Raw genomic sequence first — 20,080 nt, 5'->3', positions numbered from 1 at the left:
GAAGGAATAGGTGATAGTATGGCTAACATAGAACAGATACAAAAAGCAGTCGAACAAGGAGATCCCAAACTTCTAAATACATTACTGGATGACTACTTGCTACAGGGAGATCCTGATGAGCAATACGGGTTGTCGGAATGGCTGGCAGAAATCGGTTTTGTAGAAGAAGCGATTAAAGTACTTGAGCATTTGCAATATATTTTTCCGGAAGAAGCGCAATTGGTTATCGATCGAGCAAACTTGCTGATTGATGCTGATCGCGAAGATGATGCGTTAAATGCGTTAATGGAAGTGTCTAAAGACGACGAATTATATGCCCAAGCGCTCGTAACTTTAGCGGACTTGTTCCAACTTCAAGGCTTGCTAGAAGCTGCTGAAAGTCGCTTAAATGAAGCGATTGAATTGATGCCTGATGAACCGCTTCTGCAACAAGCGAGAGCAGAACTACTTCTCGACTCGGGCCGTTATCTGGAATCGGCAAAAATTTATCAAGAACTGGAGTCAAAACAAATTGTCATTGAAGGAGTCAATCTTTCAGAGAGACTTGCTGAAGTTTACAGTGCAGGAGCTGCTTATGAAGAGGCATTACCATACTACGAAAAGGCGTTGGAAAATCAAGCTACGCCAGACGTTTTATTTGGAGTAGCATTTGCAGCTTTTCAAACACGCCAGTATGACATGGCTGTACGTCGGCTTGACGAATTGATTGGCATTGATCCGGATTATTTTTCTGCTTACTTATTAAAAGCACAAAGCTTGAATATGGCAGAAGATTATCAGGCAGCCTATCAGGCGATAAACGAAGGAATTACTAGAGATGAATTTGACAAGGAATTGTATTTGTTTGCAGGTAAACTTGCCATGAAACTTGGTAAATCAGCAGAAGGTGTTGGCCATTTACGCCAGGCAATCGCATTAGATCCAGAATATATGGAAGCGATCTATACGCTGGTGTCTTACTTCCATGCCGAAGAGATGGATGAAGAAGTTCTTGAACTTGCGCAGATGGTAATTGAAAGTGGAGATGATTGGGCTGGTCTTTATCCGATGATTGCTGAAACTTACGAACGCAGTGAAGACTATGAGCAGGCGACCGTGTATTATGAAAAAGCTTATCCAGCTTTTAAAGATGATGTTATTTTCCTTAAGAAATACGCATTATTTTTAATAGAAGAAGGAAAAAGAGCTGCTGCTCTCGAAATGATTAAAGAGCTACAGGCATTAGAACCAGAAAATCCAGAATGGTTTGATTGGCAACAGTCGTTTGACTGAAAGGAGGAAGTTTCATGACCGCTTCAGTGTCGATAGGTGAAAAAAAGCAATTTGTCCGTTGGTTTCTGCAATCATACAAAATGAAAAGACGTGAATGTATTTGGATTCTCAATTATATGTTGAGCAACGAAGATTTGCTTGAGAAAACCCATTTTGTTGAAGAAGCGCATTACTGTCCGCGCGCAATGGTCATGTCTTCAACCGATTCCAAAGAAATTCCGTTTCGTTTCTACAAAGGCAACTTGATGACGGCGGATGCTGAGAAATCGTTTCACGATTTACGTCTCAATCCGGACGAACATTTATATATTCAATTGAATTTCCCGAACATTCCTCCACCTACCATGTATTTATCGGTGTTGGAAGAAAATCCATATATCCCTAAGGATGCTTCTGTTAACGAGCAAGATCGTCAAATTGCTGAAAAAATTCTTGAGGAAAGCATGTCCGTGTTCCATGAAGAAACGATTTACAAACAAATTGATGAAGCCTTGGACGCTAATGATCGTGACCGCTTTTTTGAATTGTCCGCGATGTTGAAAGCGTTCAAAGCGATAAAAAAAGATGGAGAGTGAAAAAGCGCTATGCATTTTATCGGAAAAGAGATAGATCAATACTTGAGCCAACAAGATTATATAGATACAGCAGTCGTGCCACTTCTTCAGTTAGATTTAAGTGAAGCAGGCATGAAATCGAGTGCAGGAGCTTCTGAGTACTTACAAAACTTGACTGCTTTATTAGAGAAACAATTTAAAGGGCGGATCCTTTTGTTCCCGCCCATTTCTTATGGCAAAGGAGCAAATCGTCAACGAATTGCTGAAGAACTGTCGCAAGAATTGGGACATACGAAATTCAAACACGTTTTTTATTTGACGACAGATTCAGAGTGGCGAACCATTGACAGTCTTAAAAATGTGTTATGGCTACCTGCGATTCCAATTGAAGATATGGATCAATCTTTTAAAAATTCGGTGATGGAAGACCAGTTAAGGCAGGTATTGCCGCTATTTACAAAAGAATGGTCACATCATTCATGAAATGTTCACAAACTGCATGATTAGGCTGAATGCGATATTGACCTAAAGATTTGATTGATATATCATTAGGTTGTCCTAGTAATTATATTTGAATGAGTATGTCCATTGGACTGACCTTGAATGTTAGAGGGGGGAAAAGGATGAGTAATAATCGTGTATCACGACGTCAATTTTTAGGCTACACATTAACAGGTGTAGGTGGTTTCATGGCAGCAGGAATGTTGATGCCAATGGTTCGTTTTGCGGTAGACCCGATACTTCAGCAACATGAAGGCGGAGACTACGTTTTAACTGATCAAGCTGTAGCTGATATCACGGCAGAACCAGTACGTGTCGACTTTACGTTTGAACAAACAGACGCTTGGTATGTATCTGAAGTGACGAATTCAGCTTGGGTGTATAAAGAAGGCGATAAGTTAATCGCGCTTTCACCTGTTTGCAAACATTTAGGATGTACAGTGAACTGGGCGGGTTCTCCGGAACACCCGACACAATTTTTCTGTCCATGCCACGCAGGCCGTTATGAGAAAAACGGACAAAACATTGCAGGAACACCGCCGCTTGGACCACTCGATGAGTACCAAGTGAAAGAACAAGATGGCTTTGTAGCTATCGGTGCAGTAAGAGAAAACACACTAGTTTAATAGTTAGGGGGTACGACACCAGTGCTAAACAAGTTATATGATTGGGTTGATGAGCGATTAGACATCACGCCTATCTGGCGTGATATTGCTGACCATGAAGTACCTGAGCACGTAAACCCCGCACACCACTTTTCAGCATTTGTTTATTGTTTTGGGGGACTTACATTTTTCATTACAGTAATCCAGATCTTATCCGGTATGTTCTTAACAATGTATTATGTGCCAGATATTGAAAATGCTTGGCAGTCGGTTTATTATCTTCAAAATGAAGTTGCTTTTGGAGAAATTGTGCGTGGGATGCATCACTGGGGAGCTTCGCTTGTAGTGGTCATGATTTTCCTTCATACATTACGAGTATTCTTTACAGGTTCTTATAAGAAACCTCGTGAATTGAACTGGGTAGTTGGCGTTTTGTTATTCGGCGTCATTCTTGGATTAAGTTTCACAGGTTACTTGCTTCCATGGGATATGAAAGCTTTATTTGCAACAAAAGTTGGAATTGAAATTGCGGCATCTGTACCCGTGCTCGGTGAATCGATCAAAATTCTATTGGCTGGGGATTCAACAATCCTTGGTGCACAGACTTTGACACGATTCTTCGCTATCCACGTCTTCTTCTTGCCTGCAGCTTTGCTTGGGTTGCTAGCTGCTCACTTTATCATGATCAGAAGACAGGGTATTTCAGGACCGCTATAAATCATTCCGTAACAAGGATTTTTTAAGGAGGGAACACTATGCATCGCGGAAAAGGGATGAAATTTGTAGGGGATTCGCGTGTTCCAGGTTTGGAATTCCGTCAGCCGAATGTTCCTAAAGATTACTCCGAATACCCTGGTAAAACAGAAGCTTTCTGGCCGAACTTCCTTTTGAAAGAATGGATGATTGGTTCAGTCTTCTTAATCGGTTATTTGTTGTTAACTGTCGCTCATCCGTCACCTCTTGAAGGACAGGCAGATCCGACGAATACAGCTTATATTCCATTGCCAGACTGGTATTTCTTGTTCTTATACCAATTACTGAAATACCAATTTGCTTCCGGACCATTTAACGTGGTTGGTGCTATCATCATTCCAGGTCTTGCTTTTGGTGCACTTATGTTGGCGCCATTCCTAGATCGTGGACCGGAAAGACGTCCTTCGAAACGCCCATTGCCTACAGGATTTATGATTCTTGCAATCGCATCAATTATTTTCCTTACATGGGAATCAGTAGCCAACCATGACTGGGAAGCTGCTGAAGCGCAAGGAGAAATTAAAGAAGAAGTGGAAATTGATACAACGGATCCAGGATATGAAGTTTATGCTGGTGCGGCATGTATCAGTTGTCATGGCGATAACTTAGAAGGAGCAGTTGGTCCAACACTTGTTGGTACTGGTCTGACTCCTGAAGAAATCGCTGAAATTGCTGTCAATGGTATCGAAAAAGATGGAGCTCAAGTGATGCCTCCATCTTGGGACGGAACAGATGAAGATCTGCAAGTCTTAGCTGAATTTATTTCAGGCCTTGAAGCAGAATAATCAATAATAAAAAAAGAGCCGGGAAACCGGCTCTTTTTTTCTACCTTAGAAAGGAAGAAAAACAATGCTTTCCTTCGCGATTAAAATTTCAGCTTGGTTGATGTACCGGCCATTTTTGATTTTGCTATTTCTGGTCAATCTAGCTGGTACAATTTATGGATACATATGGTATGGCTGGCAATTGAAAATAACAGAGCCGCGTTTTTTGATTTTTGTTCCTGATAGTCCGACCGCGAGTTTGTTTTTTACCATTGTTTTGGGACTATGGATTTTTGGTAAAAGAAGCCGTTTGTTTGAAGCGCTGGCATTTATTACATTAATCAAATACGGGTTGTGGGCAGTGGCGATGAATTTACTAACGCTCTGGGAAGTTGGTTCCATCGGCTGGATTGGTTGGATGTTGATTGGCTCCCATTTCGCTATGGCGCTTCAAGCGGTGCTGTATATTGAGCATTATCGCTTTGGTTGGCTATCGGCGACGCTGGCTGCTGTATGGACGCTTCACAATGACGTTATTGATTATGTTTTCGGCCAAATGCCAATTTATAGCACCTTGAGTGAGTACACGAGTCAAATTGGCTATTTTACTTTCTGGCTATCAATCGTTTGTGTCGGCTTCGCCTTTTATGTTGTTCGTTTGAATAAAAAGCAGTCCATTTCAGTTGACCAATATTGACTAATGCAAGTAAAATAAACGTATCAAGCAGAAAGAAAGAGGTGTTGATTTATACATGGGAATGGGCGGATATATCTTCTATTTTATCCTATTGCTAATCATCCCGATTTGGGCGCAATTCAAATTAAAAAGAACATACAAAAAATACTCAAAAGTTCGGTCGACTTCTGGTCATAGTGGCGCACAAGTGGCACGGATCATTTTGGATGCTAATAATCTTCGAGACGTTAAAGTCATAGAAAGTCGTGGCCTGCTTAGTGACCATTATAACCCGCTGACAAAAACAGTAGCACTCAGCAGTCATAATTATCACGAAGCATCGGTTGCAGGAACAGCGGTTGCGGCTCACGAAGTTGGACATGCGATTCAAGATGCGGAAGATTATTCGTTCTTGCGTCTGCGTCATCGTCTTGTGCCAATTGTTAATGTATCTTCTAATATGTCTTGGATCTTTATTATGATTGGTTTCTTTTCTGCGTGGAGCGGGGCGTTACTGATTGGAATCGTCTTACTAGCTGCTGGAGTCGTCTTTCAGTTAGTGACCTTACCGGTCGAGTTTAATGCTTCTAGCCGAGCGATGGATCAATTGCTGTCGCATAACATCATTCGCAATGAAGAAGAACGTCACGCAAAAAAAGTATTGAGTGCAGCAGCGATGACTTATGTCGCAGCTACTGCAGTTGCAGTTCTTGAACTTGCCAGATTAATTTTGATTTACACCAATATGAATCGCTCATAAAAAAACGGCCCGCGTTTGGGCCGTTTTTTAATATAGAAAAATTAATCAATCGGTCTTTTTTCTTCGTCAAGTGTAAATCCTTCACCCATCACATCGTGAACATCCATTAAGGACACAAATGCGTGAGGGTCAACAGAGTTGATAATGCTCTTCAATCGAACAATTTCATTTCTTGCGATAACGCAATACAGAACTTCACGTTCTTCTTTTGTAAAGTGCCCATACCCTCGAAGAATTGTGATGCCTCGGTCCATCTCAATGGCAATGCGACTGGCGATTTCTTCTTGGGAATTTGAAATGATCAAAGCGCCACGACCTGAATAAGCGCCTTCTTGAACAAAGTCGATAACTCGTGCACCAATAAAAACAGCAACGAGTGTGTACATCATGGAGCGATGATCGAGGAATGTCAACCAAGACAGCATAATGACGCCGGCATCAAACAAAAACATTGTTTTGCCCATGCTCCAGCCTATGTATTTTTGGGCCAAGCGGGCAATAATGTCTACGCCTCCCGTAGTTCCTCCAAATCTGAAAATAATGCCAAGTCCAATGCCCACAAAAACACCGGCAAACAAGGCTGCTAAAAACAAATCATCTTGTAAGTTGATTTGAATTTCATAGATTAAAAAGATTTTTAAGAATACAGAAACAGCTACTGTTCCAATAACGGTATACAGGAAAACTTTTCTGCCAAGGAGCTTCCATCCGATAAAGAATAGAGGAATATTCAACAATAAGTTCATCAATGCAGGATCCCAATGGAAGATAAAGTACAAAATCAATGTAATTCCAGCAAAACCGCCTTCTCCCAATTCGTTTTGGATATTAAAGTGAACAAATCCAAAACTGTAAATAGCGGCACCGAGAACGATGAAAAAGATATTTTTAATTTTTAGTTCTTTCAAATCATCCAAGCCCCTTTCAAGAATGTCAACTTCTGTATTATCGTTGAAAAGATGAGTTTTGACAACATCTCTAGTTTTCTTTACGATTGACTGAGGAGCGTGATGAAATGAACAGTGAAAAAACGATGAAACAGCTTCAACAAGACGTTGATACATATATTGGACAATTTGAAGAAGGCTATTTTCAACCGATGGAAATGATGGCGCGAATGACAGAAGAACTCGGCGAACTTTCAAGAGAAGTGATGCATCAATACGGTCCAAAGAAAAAGAAGAGTTCAGAAGCTGCTAACAGCATGGAAGAAGAAATGGGCGATGTCTTATTTGTTTTAATTTGTATGGCAAACTCGATGGACATTGATTTGGCAAAGGCTCATGACCGCGTGATGGAGAAATTTTCTAGTAGAGATAAAGATCGTTGGACAAGAAAGGATGAAGTCAAATGACAATTCGCGTGGCAATTGCAGGAGCAAGAGGTAAAATGGGCAAAGAAGCTGTACATACGGTTATGAACAACGACGAAATGGAACTAGTTGCTGTTTTAGACTATAAAGAAATTGGTCGCACGTTAGCAGATACTAATTTATTTCCTTCTCATTACACGGTACCGGTTTTTATCGATCTTCAAGAGCTGCACACAATCACCAAACCGGATGTGCTGCTCGATTTAACGACACCTGAATTTGTCTATGAACATACAAAGCAAGCACTAGAATTAAACATACGTGCTGTTGTTGGGACGACCGGTTTCTCAGATGAACAACTTGAAGAGCTGAAAACGCTCTCTAAAGCTTCGAAAATTGGCTGCATCATCGCACCCAATTTTGCCATTGGAGCTGTATTAATGATGAAATTTGCTGAACAAGCTGCTAAGTATTTACCAGATATTGAGATTATCGAAATGCATCATGACCAAAAACTAGACGCGCCTTCTGGAACTGCGATGAAGACCGCTCATTTGATTTCACAACAACGCCCGATCTATCAACAAGGACATATTCGTGAGAAAGAAACTCTGCCAGGTGCTCGTGGCGCTAATTATGACGGCATGCGCATACATAGCGTGCGGTTACCGGGGTTGGTTGCTCATCAGCAAGTGTTGCTTGGAGGAGAGGGACAATTGCTAACGCTGCGTCACGATTCGTTTAATCGAGGTTCGTTTATGTCAGGCGTTGTGTTATCTATCAAAACCGTAATGGAAAAAGAAGAACTTATTTATGGCTTAGAACATATAATCGACTAAAGGGGAAGATGACATGAAAATTGCATTAATTGCCCATGACCGAAAAAAAGATGATTTGATCCAATTTGCTATAGCTTACGAGTCAATTTTGTCTCAGCACACACTGTATGCGACTGGAACGACGGGTCAGCGAGTAATAGACGAAACAGACTTATTGGTTATTCGTTTTCAGTCAGGACCGCTTGGAGGGGATCAGCAGATTGGTGCAATGATCGCGCAAAATGAAATGGATATGATTATTTTTTTTCGTGATCCATTAACTGCCCAACCCCATGAACCTGACGTAACAGCGTTAATTCGTCTATGTGATGTCTACAGCATTCCACTGGCTACGAATATGGGAACGGCTGAAGTTTTACTTAAAGGATTGCAACATGGTTTTATTGATTGGCGATTGCTCGGAGAAAGAAGAGGATAGGAGAGGGAACTGTGCGAAAAATGAAAATCGGCATTACTTGCTATCCAACAGTCGGAGGGTCTGGGGTTATTGCTACAGAATTAGGGAAGATGCTGGCGGAAAAAGGGCACGAGGTTCATTTTATAACATCCAGTACTCCTTTTCGGCTAAATAAAACCTATGCAAATATCTTTAATCATCAAGTTGATATTAATACGTATTCCGTATTTCAATATGCGCCTTATGATATTGCGCTGGCTACCAAAATTTCTGAAGTCATTAAAAATGAAAACTTAGATCTTTTGCATGTTCATTATGCGATTCCACACGCCGTCTGCGCCATTCTTGGGCGAGACATGGCGGGCTCAAATATCGGAATTGTAACGACCTTACACGGCACAGACATCACAGTACTAGGTTCTGATTCATCATTGAAAGAAGCAATTCGCTACGGGATTGAAAAATCAGATATTGTTACAGCCGTATCAGATTCATTAAAAGAACAGACCTATGATCTTATTAAACCGAATAAAAAAATAGAGACAGTTTATAATTTTGTTGACGAAAGAGAATATTTCCCGCAAGATGCTACGAAACTAAAAGAGCAATTAGGCATCGGTGCTAATGAAAAAGTAATGATTCACGTTTCGAATTTCCGTAAAGTGAAACGTGTTCAAGATGTTGTAGAGACGTTTTCTTTGGTGCGTCAACAACTGGATTGCAAGCTATTATTAGTAGGAGACGGACCCGAAATGAGCCGAATTATTCAGCAAGTAAGGGATTTGGAGTTGGAAGATCACGTATTATTTCTTGGCAAGCGCGAAGGCCTTGCTGAATTTTATAGTATTAGTGACATTAAACTGTTGTTGTCTGAAAAAGAGGCATTTGGCTTAGTTCTACTCGAAGCGATGGCGTGCGGTGTTCCCGTAATTGGCTCCAATATCGGCGGGATGCCTGAAATTATTGATCCAGAAAATAATGGCTACCTTGTTGAACTAGGAGATACACAACAAGCTGCGCAATATGCGATCCGTATATTAAGTGACGATGAGCATTTACAAAATTTGCGACAAGGTGCTTTGGAGACTGTAACTGAGCATTTTCATTCATCAAAAATTTTAGAACAGTACGAAGGCTTATATGAACAGTTGATGATGAAGGCTGAGCAACAATGAATACGGCCATAAAAGTAATCGACACGCTAAAAGATGCTGGATTTGAGGGCTATATAGTCGGTGGAGCTGTCCGTGATTTGTTGTTAGGAAAAGCACCACAAGATGTCGATGTGGCATCTTCTGCATTACCACAACAGGTGAAGGCGCTGTTTAAACGAACGGTGGATACAGGCATCGACCATGGCACGGTATTGGTACTGCTAGACGGAGAAGGTATTGAAGTGACAACATTTCGAACAGAAAGCGGTTATTCTGATAATCGTAGACCGGATTCAGTCGAATTTGTTTTATCACTCAAAGAAGATTTACGACGTCGCGATTTTACGATCAATGCGATGGCGATGACTGAAAATCAGGAGATTATCGATCCTTTTGGCGGACAAGAGGATCTGCAAAATCAAATCATTCGCGCAGTTGGCAATCCGGATGAGCGTTTTGAAGAAGATGCCTTACGTATGCTGAGAGCAATTCGTTTTACAGGACAATTAGATTTCATAATCGATATGAAGACCTTACATTCGATTCGTCGCCATGCACGCTTAATCAAAGCAATTGCAGTCGAGCGATTAAAGTCAGAAATCGATAAAATATTCGTCAATCCCAGAACACAAAAAAGTATGGCTTATTTATGGGATTCGGTATTAACAAAATTTTTGCCAGCAGGCGAACTTTTTCAAGTAGACTGGATACCCTATAAATCGAATGGTACGTCTACGTTTGGTTGGTTTTATCTGCTACATCAGCAAAATCGTCAGTTTTCAGCTGTCAAAGAATACCGGTTCTCCAACGAAGAAAAGAGACTCATTGAAAAAAGTTTGGAACTAACAAAGCTCGAAACTTGGGACCAATGGACGTATTACCACTATTCAATCGAACAATTGGAGATGGCCGCTTTGGTAACTGACAATGTAGAAAACTTAACAGCTGCTAAGCAACAATTACCGATTCAATCGAAGTCTGATATCGCAGCAAACGGTCTGGACTTAATGCAATGGAGCGGTGACAAATCAGGTCCTTGGCTAAAAGTATGGATTGAAAAAATGGAAAAGCTCATTGTCTATGGTGAATTGGAGAATGACAAAGAACTCATAAAGGACTGGTTTAAAAATGAATATCACCGTCACGCTTAAGATAGCAAAACGATTGATTGAGTCGAATGGTGAAGCTGTATCAGGTCAACATTTAGCAGATGAATTGGGTATTTCGAGAACGGCAATTTGGAAGCACATAAAAGAACTTGAAGAAAAAGGGTACGGCATTGAATCTGTCAAGAAAAAAGGCTATCGGATTGTGATGTTGCCAGATACATTAGAACCACTCGGCATACAAACGGGCTTGAAAACAAAGAGCATTGGTCGAGAAATAGAATATGTCGAAAGTTGCGCATCAACTCAAATCATCGCGCATCAACTCGCGCAAGAAGGTGCCCCTGATGGCACAGTAGTACTTACAGAAACGCAAACAGCTGGACGTGGTAGATTGGCTCGGAAATGGGACTCTGCGGCTAACAAGGGTGCTTGGATGAGTATTATTTTGCGTCCTGATGTGGCACCGCAAAAAGCACCTCAATTTACGCTCGTAACTGCCGTAGCAGTCGTTAGGGCAATCGAAGAAGTGACAGGGCTGCAACCGCAAATTAAATGGCCAAATGATATTTTACTGAATGGCAAAAAATGTACCGGCATTCTGACTGAATTACAGTCGGACGCAGATGGGATTCAAGCTTTGATTATTGGTATCGGTTTAAACATCAATCAAGAAAAAGACGATTTTGATGCCGGGGTACAAGATATCGCGACTTCACTGAAAATGGAAAGTGGAGAAGCGGTAAATCGTCAAAAATTAGTTCAGTCTTTGCTGTTTTACATGGAGCTCTATACGCAAATGTATATCGAAGAAGGTTTCGCTATGCTGAAGATCTTATGGGAGAGCTATTCGACGACAATTGGTCAGCCGGTACGAGCTCGAATGACCAATCAGACACTTGAAGGCATCGCAGAAGGCATTACCGATGACGGCGTCTTGCAATTACGGACCGCTGACGGTAAACTTCATGGTATTTATTCAGCTGATATTGAAATGACTAACAAATCTAGGAAGACGCCATAATAGAGATACATCGGTTTTTCACTAGTCTCTTTAAATAATTTAATCGCTAAGCATACAATATGCTTTTTTAAAAAATTCTGGTATAGTATTTTCAACGGGCAGTATCACTCTTGAACTGCACCGAACAATCGCAAGACACCCAAAATTCTTTATAAATATGTTCTGCCTTGATCAGATTCATGACAGGGACGGAGGAAACCAAGCGTACATTTACTGTCCTTCTGTCTTTTTTTCAGCAGAAGGGCTTTTTATATGGTTTTCTTCCCGAGAGGAGAGAAAAAATGTTGATTTTACAAACGGTAATCGAACTAAAAGAATGGGTTCGTGATACCAAAAAAGCTGGCAAAACAATTGGTCTTGTGCCAACAATGGGTTTTTTGCATGAAGGTCATCTTTCGCTAGTCGAAAAAGCAAAAGCGGAAAACGACAAAGTGGTCATGAGTATTTTTGTGAATCCCGCTCAATTTGGACCGAACGAAGATTTTGATCGCTACCCAAGAGACTTAAAACGAGATCAAGAGCTTGCTAAAAGAGCCGGTACTGACGTGATTTTTGCGCCAAGAGTTGACGAAATGTATCCGCGCGAAAGCCAAATTCAACTATTTGCAGGCGCTCAAGCTGATGTGCTTTGCGGTGCGAAAAGACCTGGGCATTTTGATGGGGTTTTAAAAGTAGTTACCAAGTTATTTCATTTAACAGAAGCTGACTTGGCTTATTTTGGTCAAAAAGATGCCCAACAATTAGCGATTATTGAATCGTTTGTGACAGATTTTAATTTTCCAATGGCCATAAGACGTGGAGAGACGGTTCGCGAAAAAGATGGCCTCGCGAAAAGCTCTCGTAATGTTTACTTGAGTGATGCGGAGCGGAACGAAGCGCCTCACTTGAGAAAAGCATTGGAAATGGGCAAGGCCACATTTCTAAAGGGACAGGATCCAATCGAATCTATGACTGCCTACTTAACTGAACATACATCTGGAAAAATCGATTACATCGAATTACTTGATTACCCAACATTAACGACTACTATTCAGCAGGATGCCATTCTAGCTTTAGCGGTACAGTTTGAAAAGGCGCGTTTAATTGATAACATTATTTTTAATCCAAAGGAGAACTGACCCATGCTTAGAATGATGCTCAATTCAAAAATTCACCGTGCGACGGTGACAGAAGCTGATTTAAACTATGTTGGTAGTATTACCATCGATCAAGATTTGCTGGATGCTGTTGGCATGTTAGCCAATGAAAAAGTGCATATTGTCAACAACAATAACGGTGCACGATTTGAAACTTATATCATTGCAGGAGAGCGCGGTAGTGGTGTGATCTGCGTCAACGGAGCAGCAGCGCGTCTTGTGCAACGAGGAGATATCGTGATTATCTTGTCGTATGCATATGTGATGAACGACAATGCTCGTGATCATAAACCGACTGTTGCTATTATGGATGCCAACAATCAAATCAGAGAAATCATTCACTATGAACCTGAAGCGACAGTCATGTAAAAAACAGCCTCCGAAAAAATTCGGGGCTGTTTTTCTTTTGCCTGAGAGTGTAGCGAAGAAGATTGAATTTTCATCTTGAAAGCGGAAAACGGTAGGATATGTTACAATTTTTTTAGGCAATCACCTAAGAAAGAGGGGCTAAGATGAACACGCAAAAGTATGTCGTTGTCGATATTGAAACAACGGGCCATTCCCCTGCAAAAGGTGACCGGATCATCCAACTGGCAATGGTAACGATTGAAAACGGTGAAATTACCGATACATATACAACATTTATTAATCCTAGGCGCACAATTCCGTTATTTATACAGGATTTAACAAATATTACAGAGGAAGATGTAGCAGATGCCAAGACGTTTGAGCATTATGCAGAAACCATCTATGAAAAAATGCAAGATGCTATTTTTGTCGCACACAATACCAATTTTGATTTACCCTTTTTGCAAGCCGAGCTAAAACGTAGTGGATTGTCAAAATGGCAAGGATTGACGATGGATACAGTCGAACTAGTCAGACTTATGTACCCGACAGCTTTTAGCTTTAAGTTGCAGGACATTACTTCTGAACTTGGCATTCCACTCGAGAGTGCTCATCGTGCAGACGATGATGCGATGGCAACGGCTTTATTGTTTTTACGTGCAAAAAATGACTTGGAATCGTTGCCTTATGACACGTTGGCATTTCTTCACAAACGTTCTTTCCAGTTAAAGTCCGATTTGTCGAGGCTATTCTTTGAGCTGACACAGAAAAAAAGAAGCGCTCAATCAGATGATTTTGATCGGTTCCAAGGAGTACCATTAAAAGCCAGAAAAATATTTGAGAAAGATAGGATCGACAGCCCCATCCCACGCGATTGGCGTGAAGGTCTTGAAACGGTCTTTCCGAATTTTGAAAAGCGACCAAGCCAATATGACATGATGGCGACGATTGAAAATGCGTTAAATGAAAAAAAAGAAGTTGTGATTGAAGCATCAACCGGTATGGGCAAAACAATTGCGTACCTGTTACCAGCTGTCAATTATGCACTCGATACCGGTAAGCAAGTTTTAATTAGCACGTATACGACACATTTACAAGATCAGTTGGTGTTAAAAGAAGGTCGAATGATCGAAGCCTTTATTGGTTCGCCGGTGCGTATTTCTTTAATTAAAGGATTATCTCATTATATCGACTTGACCAGATTTGTTGAATTGCTACAAAGTGATGACGAATCTTACGATGAAACGTTTACGATTATGCAAGTACTAGTCTGGTTGACAGCCACAAAAACAGGTGACTTAAATGAAATTAACGCCTCCAGTGGCGGCCAATTTGTCGTTGATAAAATTCGTCGTTCACATATACGCAAATTGTCAAAGCAAGAAAGAAAAGCAGATTTCTACGAGTTTGCGTTAAATCAGGCGAGACACGCACACATCATTGTCACAAATCATGCATTTTTATTGAATCAGCATTTGAGTAAAAAAACAATTTTGACTAATGTAGGTGCTTATATTTGGGATGAAGCGCATCAAGTGGTCCAAGCGGCAGTGTCGCAGCACGAGAAAACGTTTGTGTACACGCAGTGGAAATATATTTTTGGTCAAATTGGCAGTTTCGACGACAAACAATTAGCGTCAGCCCTTTTTGAAACCGCAGAGCGGACTGGATTTTCAACAGTTCCAGAAATGTTGAAACTCGAGTCACTGTTTTTAAGATTCACAGCCCTTTTCGATGAGGTTTCAGGCTTGATAGCTGCTGAATTTACTGCTAGATTTGCCCACAGTCGACACAAAAAGAATTCTGCATTATTGAGTGAACTGTCGCTTTCAGACAGTCGCTTCACAGAAATGTTGTATTATTTAAACGAATGGATCGATTTGTCGCAGCTTATTTTACAAAAAGCGGAACGGTTGTCTGAAAAAACCATGAAAGATCAACTGACGATAGCAGACTGGCGCTATTGGACTGAAGAAATGATGGTTAAAGCAGTGGAGTTTAGTGAAATTTTTGTTTTTCCAGTCATTGAAGAAGTCAGTTGGATTGAAGGGGATTTGAGAAGTTTGCCGACTAGTTTGTCCTTGTACAAGAGACCATTTGCTGTAGCTTCCTTAGTCGACAAAGTAGTGGCTCCTGCGCGTGAAGGCAAAGCTGTTATTTGGTTATCTGGAACGATGACTGTTCCGGCAAATGAACGCTTTATCGTCAATCAAATTGGCATACCTCAGCATGTGCCAATCCTAAAATTCGAACCTCCAAAAGATTTTTATCAAGGCGCACATGTTTATATTGTGGAAGATATGCCCGATATCCAGCATGTTTCTCAGCACGAGTACATCGAATCGGTTGCAGATGCTGTTATTCAAACCGTAATTGTGACAGAAGGTCGCTGTTTTGTCTTGTTTACGTCACAGGATATGCTCCGCAAAACAGTGGATTTAATTCAAGACACCGGCTTACTCGATGATTACATGTTATTTGCGCAAGGAATTTCTTCAGGTAGTCGGATGAAACTATTGAAATCTTTCCAGCGTTTCCAGAAGTCTGTGCTGTTTGGGACGAATAGTTTTTGGGAAGGTGTCGACGTGCCGGGAGATGCACTTCGCGCGGTAGTGGTAGTCCGTTTGCCATTTACGTCTCCAGATGAGCCGATTTTCAAAGCGCGTTCTGCGATTATCACGCGTGAAGGCATCAATCCATTTTTACAATATGCTTTGCCGGAGGCGGTACTTCGTTTACGACAGGGCTTCGGTAGATTGATTCGTTCAAAAAATGACAAAGGTTTGTTTATTGTGCTCGACCGAAGAATTGAGACGAAATCCTATGGTCGTGAATTTATAAGTGCATTGCCAAAAGTCAAAGTATCCAAAGTGTCTTTAGAAAAGATGGTAACCGATATTGAAGCTTGGTATAATAAGCAATGATATAATGAAAGGATGGGCGCAAACATGGAATCAAAAATTGAAGTAATCTCCACAGTGGAACTTACGTATCAAGCAGATTTATATAAAGTGGTAGACGCCTTGAACCGAACGTTAAAAGACAGGAACTTAATGTTCGGACTAGCGCTCGACAAAGAAAATAATGACAAAGCAATTTTTACAATATATAAAACATAGGTGATTACATGAGACAATGGATTACATTCATAATCGGTTTTCTTTCTTTTTTGGCAGTTGCCATCATCATTCTTGTTTTATTTCTTGGCAATAAGCCGTATTCAGAAACAGAGCAACTAGCCATTGATCGCGCAAAAAGCGAGCAATTGATTGAAGATGTGGAGCGTGCTTACGTCTATACGAATACTGAAGCATCCGTCACCGTACTTGGCACAAACAGTAAGGGTGAATTAACCGCTGTATTTGTTCCAAAAGACGGAGGTAAAATGCAGGCAGCTCTTCTTAAAGACGAAATTACTGCTCAACAAGCACGTGAAATTGTTATGGATGAAATGGCTGTCAAAAAAATATTGCATACTAAGTTAGGAATGGAAAAAGATGGACCGGTATGGGAAGTTGCTTTTTTAGATGAAAAAGAAAGTTTAAACTATGTCTATTTGTCAGCAAGTGATGGGACTTGGTGGAAACGCATATTGAATTTGTGAAAGGGCTGAAAAAATTGATCAACTTAGCGAATCGTGTACAAACGTTAACACCTTCAACAACTTTGGCAATTACTGCAAAAGCAAATGAATTAAAAGCACAAGGAGTCGATGTCATTGGACTTGGCGCCGGCGAACCGGATTACAATACACCCGCAAATATTCTTGAAGCTGCTTATCAGTCTATGCTAGCTGGAAAAACAAAATACACGCCAGCAGGCGGACTTCCGGCGCTTAAAGAAGCCATCATCCATAAATTGCAAAGAGATCAAGGGTTGAGCTACTGTCAAAAAGAAGTGATGGTTGGCATTGGTGCAAAGCACGTGCTTTATACATTGTTTCAAGTTCTGCTGAACAAAGGCGATGAAGTGATTATTCCGATTCCGTATTGGGTTAGCTATCCTGAGCAAGTCAAGTTGGCACAGGGCGTTCCGGTGTACATAGAGGCGACAGCTAGTCAGGAATACAAAATTTCACCACAGCAGTTACGAGAAGCGATCACAGAACGGACAAAGGCGATCATACTTAATACACCAAGCAATCCGACAGGAATGATTTATTCCAAAGAAGAATTAACAGCGTTAGCGGAAGTTTGCCGCGAATTTGATATTTTAATCGTTTCAGATGAAATCTATGAAAAATTAGTTTACGGAGATATCGTTCACACATCTATCGCGACTCTTTCAGAAGATGCAAAAAATCGCACCGTAGTAATCAACGGCGTATCGAAATCGCATTCGATGACGGGATGGCGAATCGGTTATGCAGCGGGAGACGCTAAATTGATCAAAGCAATGACAGATTTGGCGAGTCATTCTACATCAAACCCAGTAACAACTTCGCAATATGCGGCCATTGAAGCTTATAATGGACCACAAGATGCAGTAGAGGAAATGCGCCAGGCTTTTGAAGGGCGTTTAAATGCGATTTATCCGAAATTACAGGCGATTCCAGGGTTTACAGTATTGCGACCTCAAGGTGCTTTTTATCTGTTGCCAGACGTTTCAGAAGCGGCTAAAAAAACGGGCTATTCGTCAGTTGATGATTTTGTAACGGCGTTATTGACAGAAGCGAATGTGGCGGTTATTCCAGGATCTGGATTTGGCGCGCATGCAACGATTCGCTTGTCCTACGCCACGTCACTCGAAACTTTGACAGAAGCGGTAGAGCGGATTCATCAATTCGTAACATCAAAATGGAAAGACTAAGACAACATTATTCTTTGGAGGCTATTGCTGGATGAAAAAAATTACGATTGCCGAAATGGCTAAATATAACGGACAAACAGTTAAATTAGGAGCTTGGATCGCTAACAAACGTTCAAGTGGTAAAATTGCATTTTTACAGTTGCGTGACGGATCAGGATTCGTACAAGGCGTGGTTGTAAAAGCTGAAGTAGGCGATGAGCTATTCGCTACAGCGAAAGCGTTGACGCAAGAAACGTCTGTTTATGTTACTGGTGAAGTAAAAGAAGATACGCGCTCTGCCTTTGGTTATGAGCTAGCTGTTACAGACGTTGAAGTTATCCATGAAGCGAAAGATTTCCCAATTACACCAAAAGAACATGGTACAGAATTTTTAATGGATAACCGTCATTTGTGGTTGCGTTCACGTAGACAGCACGCAATTATGAAAATCCGCAACGAAATTATTCGTGCGACCTATGAATTTTTTAATGACAATGGCTTTGTCAAAGTAGATCCCCCAATTTTGACTGGCTCATCTCCAGAAGGAACGTCTGAATTATTTGCTACTAAATATTTTGACGAAGATGCGTATTTATCGCAGTCTGGCCAGTTGTATATGGAAGCAGCAGCGATGGCACTTGGAAAAGTATTCTCGTTTGGACCAACTTTCCGGGCAGAAAAATCGAAGACGCGTCGTCACTTAATCGAGTTTTGGATGATCGAACCGGAGATGGCATTTATAGAGCATGCAGAGAGCCTTGAAGTACAAGAGCAATATGTTTCTCATATCGTACAAGCGGTATTGACCAACTGCAAATTGGAATTGGAGCGTCTTGAAAGAGACGTATCGAAACTTGAAAAAATAAAAGCACCATTCCCGCGCGTTTCTTACGACGATGCGATTAAATGGCTAAATGATAATGGCTTTGATGACATCAAATGGGGCGAAGATTTTGGAGCGCCACATGAAACGGCGTTAGCAGAAAGCTATGATATGCCAATATTTATCACGCATTACCCAATCGGCATTAAGCCATTCTATATGCAGCCGCATCCAGAACGTGACGATGTAGTGTTATGTGCAGATATGATTGCGCCAGAAGGCTACGGAGAAATTATTGGAGGATCAGAACGAATCCATGACTACGAGCTAATGAAGCAACGGATTAAAGAGCATAATTTAGATGAAGAAGCTTATGCTTGGTATTTGGATTTAAGCAAATACGGAGCGGTTCCGCATTCTGGATTTGGCTTAGGTCTTGAACGAACAGTAGCTTGGATTAGCGGCGTTGAACACATTAGAGAATCTATTCCGTTCCCTCGTCTTCTAAACCGGTTATACCCATAAAATCGAATAAACAGAAAGGTGGTTGGGATATGAAACAACCTAATCGACTACAAACGTGGATTGAGCAGGGGAATGTTACCATTTCCCAGCTTTTTTTTCAGTTTTATAAAGAACTGAAGATTACAGACGAAGAAGCTATGTTGCTTATGCATATACAAGCATTTCAGCAACTTGGAAACCCATTTCCAACACCAGACGAAATCGGTGCGCGCATGATGACTTCTCAAAAAAGTGTAACGACGATGCTACAAAAATTGATGCAACAAGGCTATTTAGCCATTCAACAAACGACGGAAAGCGATGTGTTAACAGAAGTCATTTCGTTGCAACCTTTATGGGATCGGTTATTAGACTGTGTCTATAAAGAACAGCATGAAATCAAAGAAAATACGCAAAAAGAGCTAGAAGGAGAAATTTTCCAACTGTTTGAGCAAGAATTTGGTCGTTTCTTATCGCCGATGGAAATTGAAACCATCTCTATGTGGATGGATCATGATGGTCATACACCTGACGTAATCCGTATGGCGCTAAAAGAAGCGGTTATTTCACAAAAAATCAGTTTGCGTTATGTCGACCGTATTTTGTTCGAGTGGAAAAAGAAAAACATCAAAACTTCTTCTCAAGTTACGAAGCACGCAAGTTCTTTCAGAGAGAAAAATATCCGGATTCAGCCGACAGAAAACGTTGTGAAAAAAGTTCAGTTTTACAATTGGCTGGAAGACCGCAGTTAGAAGGTGAAGTAG

General features: G+C 41.0%; 23 protein-coding genes. 22 read left to right on the top strand and 1 reads right to left on the bottom strand.

Going from position 1 to position 20,080, the window contains the following annotated elements:
- Positions 1-18 precede the first annotated feature (18 nt).
- The 8 genes from AJGP001_RS10300 (at position 19) to AJGP001_RS10265 (ending at position 5,885) form a co-directional block, all read left to right on the top strand.
- Positions 19-1,272, top strand: coding sequence for a tetratricopeptide repeat protein (locus AJGP001_RS10300; protein WP_071154483.1), 1,254 nt, complete (start codon positions 19-21; stop codon positions 1,270-1,272).
- A 14-nt stretch (positions 1,273-1,286) separates the two neighbouring features.
- Positions 1,287-1,847, top strand: coding sequence for a ReoY family proteolytic degradation factor (locus tag AJGP001_RS10295; protein WP_078080517.1), 561 nt, complete (start codon positions 1,287-1,289; stop codon positions 1,845-1,847).
- A gap of 9 nt (positions 1,848-1,856) precedes the next feature.
- Complete coding sequence (locus AJGP001_RS10290; RefSeq protein ID WP_058385049.1) at positions 1,857-2,309, top strand: DUF2487 family protein; 453 nt, start codon at positions 1,857-1,859, stop codon at positions 2,307-2,309.
- Between the two features lie 140 nt (positions 2,310-2,449).
- Positions 2,450-2,953, top strand: a complete 504-nt coding sequence (locus AJGP001_RS10285; protein ID WP_058385050.1) for a Rieske (2Fe-2S) protein — start codon at positions 2,450-2,452, stop codon at positions 2,951-2,953.
- A gap of 21 nt (positions 2,954-2,974) precedes the next feature.
- The gene (qcrB, locus tag AJGP001_RS10280) at positions 2,975-3,649 is read left to right on the top strand and encodes a menaquinol-cytochrome c reductase cytochrome b subunit (protein WP_058385051.1); all 675 of its coding nucleotides are present in this window, start codon (positions 2,975-2,977) and stop codon (positions 3,647-3,649) included.
- A gap of 38 nt (positions 3,650-3,687) precedes the next feature.
- A complete protein-coding gene (locus AJGP001_RS10275; RefSeq protein ID WP_078080516.1) occupies positions 3,688-4,470 on the top strand; it encodes a menaquinol-cytochrome c reductase cytochrome b/c subunit in 783 nt (260 codons plus the stop codon).
- Between the two features lie 64 nt (positions 4,471-4,534).
- Positions 4,535-5,146 (top strand): lipoprotein heptaprenylglyceryl N-acetyltransferase LhaT, encoded by a 612-nt coding sequence (gene lhaT, locus AJGP001_RS10270; protein ID WP_058385053.1) that lies wholly within the window; start codon positions 4,535-4,537, stop codon positions 5,144-5,146.
- Between the two features lie 55 nt (positions 5,147-5,201).
- Positions 5,202-5,885: a zinc metallopeptidase gene (locus AJGP001_RS10265; protein WP_078080515.1), complete on the top strand. Its 684-nt coding sequence runs from the start codon at positions 5,202-5,204 to the stop codon at positions 5,883-5,885.
- Between the two features lie 41 nt (positions 5,886-5,926).
- Here AJGP001_RS10265 and AJGP001_RS10260 read toward each other — a convergent pair whose 3' ends face one another.
- Positions 5,927-6,793 carry a YitT family protein gene (locus AJGP001_RS10260; protein ID WP_078080514.1) on the bottom strand — a complete coding sequence of 289 codons (867 nt, stop codon included), beginning with the start codon at positions 6,791-6,793 and terminating at the stop codon, positions 5,927-5,929.
- 107 nt (positions 6,794-6,900) lie between these two features.
- On the opposite strand from AJGP001_RS10260, the gene AJGP001_RS10255 reads away from it, so the two are divergent.
- The 14 genes from AJGP001_RS10255 (at position 6,901) to AJGP001_RS10190 (ending at position 20,068) form a co-directional block, all read left to right on the top strand.
- Entirely contained in the window at positions 6,901-7,239 is a 339-nt protein-coding gene (locus AJGP001_RS10255; RefSeq protein WP_071154482.1) for a nucleotide pyrophosphohydrolase, read from the top strand.
- Positions 7,236-8,036 (top strand): 4-hydroxy-tetrahydrodipicolinate reductase, encoded by an 801-nt coding sequence (dapB, locus tag AJGP001_RS10250; protein WP_071154481.1) that lies wholly within the window; start codon positions 7,236-7,238, stop codon positions 8,034-8,036. The genes AJGP001_RS10255 and dapB overlap by 4 nt, the downstream gene beginning before the upstream one ends.
- Before the next feature lie 13 nt (positions 8,037-8,049).
- Complete coding sequence (gene mgsA, locus AJGP001_RS10245) at positions 8,050-8,454, top strand: methylglyoxal synthase (protein WP_071154480.1); 405 nt, start codon at positions 8,050-8,052, stop codon at positions 8,452-8,454.
- Positions 8,455-8,465: 11 nt separating this feature from the next.
- Positions 8,466-9,608, top strand: coding sequence for an N-acetyl-alpha-D-glucosaminyl L-malate synthase BshA (gene bshA / locus AJGP001_RS10240; RefSeq protein WP_078080513.1), 1,143 nt, complete (start codon positions 8,466-8,468; stop codon positions 9,606-9,608).
- Complete coding sequence (locus tag AJGP001_RS10235) at positions 9,605-10,738, top strand: CCA tRNA nucleotidyltransferase (RefSeq protein ID WP_058385060.1); 1,134 nt, start codon at positions 9,605-9,607, stop codon at positions 10,736-10,738. The genes bshA and AJGP001_RS10235 overlap by 4 nt, the downstream gene beginning before the upstream one ends.
- Entirely contained in the window at positions 10,716-11,717 is a 1,002-nt protein-coding gene (locus AJGP001_RS10230; protein ID WP_078080512.1) for a biotin--[acetyl-CoA-carboxylase] ligase, read from the top strand. Before AJGP001_RS10235 ends, AJGP001_RS10230 begins: the two co-directional genes overlap by 23 nt.
- Positions 11,718-11,998: 281 nt before the next feature.
- On the top strand, positions 11,999-12,835 hold the full coding sequence (gene panC / locus AJGP001_RS10225; protein WP_071154479.1) for a pantoate--beta-alanine ligase: 837 nt from the start codon (positions 11,999-12,001) through the stop codon (positions 12,833-12,835).
- Positions 12,836-12,838: 3 nt separating this feature from the next.
- Positions 12,839-13,222, top strand: a complete 384-nt coding sequence (panD, locus tag AJGP001_RS10220; protein ID WP_071154478.1) for an aspartate 1-decarboxylase — start codon at positions 12,839-12,841, stop codon at positions 13,220-13,222.
- A 143-nt stretch (positions 13,223-13,365) separates the two neighbouring features.
- Positions 13,366-16,125: an ATP-dependent DNA helicase DinG gene (dinG, locus tag AJGP001_RS10215; RefSeq protein ID WP_078080511.1), complete on the top strand. Its 2,760-nt coding sequence runs from the start codon at positions 13,366-13,368 to the stop codon at positions 16,123-16,125.
- A 24-nt stretch (positions 16,126-16,149) separates the two neighbouring features.
- On the top strand, positions 16,150-16,320 hold the full coding sequence (locus AJGP001_RS10210) for a YpmA family protein (protein WP_071154477.1): 171 nt from the start codon (positions 16,150-16,152) through the stop codon (positions 16,318-16,320).
- Positions 16,321-16,328: 8 nt separating this feature from the next.
- Entirely contained in the window at positions 16,329-16,805 is a 477-nt protein-coding gene (locus AJGP001_RS10205) for a cell wall elongation regulator TseB-like domain-containing protein (RefSeq protein ID WP_078080510.1), read from the top strand.
- 5 nt (positions 16,806-16,810) lie between these two features.
- A complete protein-coding gene (locus AJGP001_RS10200) occupies positions 16,811-18,010 on the top strand; it encodes a pyridoxal phosphate-dependent aminotransferase (protein WP_269465416.1) in 1,200 nt (399 codons plus the stop codon).
- 31 nt (positions 18,011-18,041) lie between these two features.
- Positions 18,042-19,337, top strand: a complete 1,296-nt coding sequence (gene asnS, locus AJGP001_RS10195; protein WP_058385066.1) for an asparagine--tRNA ligase — start codon at positions 18,042-18,044, stop codon at positions 19,335-19,337.
- A gap of 29 nt (positions 19,338-19,366) precedes the next feature.
- Positions 19,367-20,068: a DnaD domain-containing protein gene (locus tag AJGP001_RS10190; protein ID WP_071154476.1), complete on the top strand. Its 702-nt coding sequence runs from the start codon at positions 19,367-19,369 to the stop codon at positions 20,066-20,068.
- Positions 20,069-20,080: the final 12 nt, after the last annotated feature.

Origin of the sequence: Planococcus faecalis (assembly GCF_002009235.1) — a bacterium.
In the GTDB taxonomy this organism is placed as follows: Bacteria; Bacillota; Bacilli; order Bacillales_A; family Planococcaceae; genus Planococcus; species Planococcus kocurii.
Note: the sequence above shows the minus strand (reverse complement) of the source record. Positions and strands in the feature narration are given on the sequence as shown.